Source organism: Ignatzschineria ureiclastica (assembly GCF_003121845.1).
Classification (GTDB): domain Bacteria; phylum Pseudomonadota; class Gammaproteobacteria; order Cardiobacteriales; family Wohlfahrtiimonadaceae; genus Ignatzschineria; species Ignatzschineria ureiclastica.
In genome coordinates this window covers 1-4,400 of sequence record NZ_QEWQ01000007.1, presented here as the reverse complement: position 1 = coordinate 4,400, position 4,400 = coordinate 1, and the positions used below count along the sequence as shown (strand labels likewise).

The window sequence follows — 4,400 nt, the reverse complement described above, 5'->3', positions numbered from 1 at the left end:
AATACCTGTGCAACTTCCCATCAAGCTTTTAAGATAAGCACACAAAGGCACAAGAGCACGGGGTACTAATTCAATAAAACGTGAGTAGCTTGGTAAGTCCGGAAAATCTTTTTTCATCATGCCTAGCATATGATGATAGTAAAACCCTTTAAATTGACGGTAACGTAATTGATGAAACAGTACCAATATAGTCATTATCTCTGGTACACTTATCTTGCATGCTCTTAATCGCTTTGTCCCATTTTCGATCAGCTGACGTTCAAATTGTGGTTTGAATGCTTGGTAAAAGTCGTCAATGTGGCAGTATAATTCGGTTAGGTTGTCCATGTAAGAAGTCCTTTTTGTTGAGTTTTTATTAGTACATTAACTTTAACAATTTTGGACTTCTTTTTTTTGCCTTTTTTGACCTGCTTATCCCGAACTCAGGTTAAATTAATAATGAAATATTTGTTTTTTTTACTCAGGGTGAATATGATTGAAAATAACTATCATAAAATAACTATGTAACTAAACGACTCCCTTACCTGCTTTATCGTTCAACGCCGATGTTTATGATTGCAGCCAGTAAGCCTTGGGTAAAAGAGGCTTATTAATTGCGATAAAAATAAAGTCCTATCAACGTTATTAAGAGCGGACAGGACTTTTATGATCTTTATAATTTCTAGTATTAAGGGGTTGAAATAACAGCTTTAGGTGTGGTTTTTCTTTGGTGAAAATAAGCGGTAATAAGCAACATAGCATAAAGTATTGCCCCCATCAGCCATAACAGACCATCCCAATAAGCGACGCTATAACTATAAATAAAGGCAAATAAAAGGGGACCAATGATCCCGGTAATATTGGTTAGGCTCACCAGAGTACCTTGTAATTTCCCTTGCGCATTATCATCGACAGATTTTGATAAATAACCTTGTAATGCGGGTTGCCCCATACCTCCTGCCGCTAAGCAAATTAATGCTGGTAAGATGACCCAAACGTGGCCTATCCACGCTAATAATAAACAGCCCATCATATCAATAGACATACTGATCATAATGGTGGTTTTTTCGCCCCATTTTTGTGCCAATTTCCCAGCGACAATCGCCTGAAAGAAAATATGTAATACACCCAGAACCGCCAAAGACATACCGATAGAAGTTGTGTTCCAATCAAAACGATATTGTGTAAACAGCACCCAGATGGTGGCAGGAATTTGCCCGATAAGCTGGATAATAAAATAGGTTGCTAACCAAAAGTAGAGGCTTTTCTTAAAAAAAACAGTGACTGTATTTGAGGCAGTTTGGTTTTCAGGTGTCCTATTGGCAACAAGCGCTTCTCTTTTTTGTGTTTCTCGGAAAAAGAGCAAAGAGAGTATTAATAATATCGAGTGTGAAATAGCGGCAAAAATAAATGGCATATGAGCACTGATATCACCTAATAATCCCCCTAGCATTGGGCCGATAATAAGGCCAACACCAAAAGCACCACCTAAGAAACCAAAATAGCGAGTTCGATTTTTAGCGGGAGTCACATCACTCATCGCTGATGCACATACGGCACCTGTTGCGCCTGTGATCCCCGCAATGATGCGCCCAATATAGAGCATCCAAAGTGTGGTTGAGAATGCCATTAAAAGATAGTCGAGTGCCGCGCCTAAAAGGGAAAACAGCAAGATGGGTTTTCTGCCGTATTTATCAGACAGTCGTCCTAGAATAGGAGCAAAAATAACCTGCATGGTAGCATAGAGCGCTAATAGCACACCGTAATGGGTTGCCAGTGAATTTTCACTGACAAATTCATTTAATAGAGTAGGGAGTACTGGCATGATAAGCCCGATACCAATGGCATCTAATACGGTGATCAGCAGTATAATAATAATTGATTTATTCATTGAGATCCTAAAAATCTATCAGTGATAGAGTGGGTGTAAAATATCTCTATCAGTGATAGATTGTCAAGGCTATTTTATTTTGAGGTAGGTAATGGCAAAGCTAGATAAAGAACAAGTTATTGATAATGCGTTGATTTTACTTAATGAAGTTGGTATTGAAGGATTAACAACGCGTAAGCTGGCGCAAAAAATAGGTGTGGAACAACCCACATTGTATTGGCATGTAAAAAATAAACGCGCTTTGTTAGATGCATTAGCAGAAACTATTTTGCAAAAGCACCATCATCATGTTTTGCCATTGCCGAATGAAACATGGCAGGACTTTTTGCGAAATAACGCGAAAAGCTTCCGCCAAGCCTTATTAATGTATCGTGATGGTGGCAAAATTCATGCGGGAACACGCCCCTCTGAAAGTCAATTTGAGACATCAGAACAGCAACTACAGTTTTTGTGTGATGCTGGGTTTAGTCTATCTCAAGCCGTGTATGCATTAAGCTCTATTGCGCATTTTACATTAGGCTCCGTACTGGAAACTCAAGAGCATCAAGAAAGCCAAAAAGAGCGTGAAAAAGTAGAGACGGATACTGTTGCCTATCCGCCATTATTAACCCAAGCCGTTGCAATTATGGATAGTGATAATGGTGATGCTGCATTTTTGTTTGTCCTTGATGTGATGATCTCTGGACTTGAAACAGTATTAAAGAGCGCTAAATAAATCTAAATTCGCTGACGCCCTTTTTGGCTAATTAGTTGCCCTTGTATGTCAGCGATACCAATGTGAGCAATACAACCTGCATTAAATTGTAAATAGTCATCTTCGATGCCATCAGAGAAAATTACGCCATTCTCTGGCATCAAAGATCCTAATTGCAGTGGTGAGTCAGGCTCAATAGTGCCAAAAGTCAGTGCAACACCTGTTGTTCTACTTGGAAATGGCTCTCTTACACTAAATTGTAGCTTTCGATCACTCCAGCTAAAGCCTTGTAATAGAGGGTGCGAAGCTTCTCCTGTAATTGCCATCGCACCAGCAAGAATAGATTGAAACCACCCCGTTGATCCCAATCCTGTTGATACAATAATGCCTGATGAAGATTGCACTTCTTCAGCGCCATTCCATTGCAAAATATACTGTGCGGAAGTGTGGCTTTTAGGGCCAATAAATAAGTCATTAACCGCTAATAAGGATTGACCATCATTGGTTGTTGCTTGTGCAAAAGTGACCGTTTTAAATGGCATTTTTTTATTAATGGTGTTAATAACTGTCTCTTTTAATTGCCCTATTTCAAAGGGTAATAATTTACCATCCCACCTTGATGGATCAGGATTTATGGCAATGATAGGCTGTCCATTAAGGTATTTCAGCGTATTGGCAACAAGCCCATCTTGACCAATCACCACCACAATATCGTGAGGTGAGAATTGATAGCTGGGTAATAAGCCTCTTTCTAAAAGTTGAAATCGTCCTAATGATTTTAAAATCAACTCAGCTTCTGTGAGTTGCTTTTGATATAAATTGTGTTCATTGAGATAATCCTTTACCTCAACATTGTTGTGTTCTAAATAGAATTTGGCTTGTGACCAGGTATTAAAGCGCTCAATTAATTCCTGTAAGCGGCTTTTTCTCATCACCAGCACAAAGCGAAAATCTTCGTTACGTTGCATTATTTACTGCCTTTTTTCATAAATTGGCTAAATAAATCAGGTGTGATATTCAACTCGCCGATTTTTCCTGAATTCAGTGCTAAGGTTTCAAATGCCATTGCCGCTAAAGGCGACGCTGGTAAGAGCTGGTCAGCATATAGTGATTTTATAATTGGTGAGATCAAAAAAGATGCTTCCAAATTCAGTAAGAAACGTCCTATACGCGAGTATTTAGATGGGAAAGAAGAAGACTACGATTTCTCAAGGTAGCGGGAAAAACTGACTACCTAGAACAGTCTGTTATAAGCGGTTTTCTTATAGTGGTCTGTTCTCGGTAGTCTATTAATAACCTGAGTTCGGGATAAGAGCTTGCCTAAATCATTGAAACAGCTTAGTTTTTTGCAGCTTGTCCATAAGCCGACACGTTTTTGAGTGTCGGCTTAAAGGGAAACCAACAGTAAGCAATGAGTCCTGCTAAAAGATTAGCAGCGAACCCTGTGAAGCTTCGATGCCTTGAGTGTTCAATCTGACATAGGTTTTTAAGCTCATCAAAAACAGTTTCAATTAACGAGCGTCCGTTAAGTAACGCCTCATCAATAGGTTTAAGAATCTGCTGTTTCATATTCCTTCGAAGCTTGGTTATAAAATCGATATTGAAGTCATTAAACAGTTTATCTTTTAAATCTTGACTGACATACCCTCGATCACCAAACAGTTTACCGAATATATCATTTGCTAGGCCCTGTCTTAGCGGCTCTCTATCATCTATATTTCCCGGAGTGACTCTAATCGATAATAACTCACCGTGATGATTGATAATCGCGTGCAGTTTAAATCCGTAAAACCAACCCATACTTGTCTTACCTCTTTGAGCAATCCCCTCAAAGAC

General features: G+C 39.0%; 3 protein-coding genes and 3 pseudogenes. 1 reads left to right on the top strand and 5 read right to left on the bottom strand.

Features of this window, described 5'->3' with window-relative positions:
- A pseudogene (locus tag DC083_RS09580) lies at window positions 1–327 on the bottom strand (IS982 family transposase); the annotation flags it as partial.
- Window positions 328–667: 340 nt separating this feature from the next.
- Window positions 668–1,870, bottom strand: a complete 1,203-nt coding sequence (gene tet(H) / locus DC083_RS09575; protein ID WP_006248867.1) for a tetracycline efflux MFS transporter Tet(H) — start codon at window positions 1,868–1,870, stop codon at window positions 668–670.
- Between the two features lie 91 nt (window positions 1,871–1,961).
- On the opposite strand from tet(H), the gene tetR(H) reads away from it, so the two are divergent.
- Window positions 1,962–2,585 carry a tetracycline resistance transcriptional repressor TetR(H) gene (gene tetR(H), locus DC083_RS09570; RefSeq protein WP_006248868.1) on the top strand — a complete coding sequence of 208 codons (624 nt, stop codon included), beginning with the start codon at window positions 1,962–1,964 and terminating at the stop codon, window positions 2,583–2,585.
- A gap of 2 nt (window positions 2,586–2,587) precedes the next feature.
- On the opposite strand, the gene DC083_RS09565 is transcribed toward tetR(H), so the two are convergent.
- The 3 genes and pseudogenes from DC083_RS09565 to DC083_RS09550 all read right to left on the bottom strand — a co-directional run.
- Complete coding sequence (locus DC083_RS09565; protein WP_015060270.1) at window positions 2,588–3,532, bottom strand: diacylglycerol kinase catalytic domain-containing protein; 945 nt, start codon at window positions 3,530–3,532, stop codon at window positions 2,588–2,590.
- A pseudogene (locus DC083_RS10390) lies at window positions 3,532–3,639 on the bottom strand (SPFH domain-containing protein); the annotation flags it as partial. The gene DC083_RS09565 and the pseudogene DC083_RS10390, both read right to left, overlap by 1 nt.
- 263 nt (window positions 3,640–3,902) lie before the next feature.
- Window positions 3,903–4,400, bottom strand: a pseudogene (locus DC083_RS09550) (IS982-like element IS1592 family transposase); the annotation flags it as partial.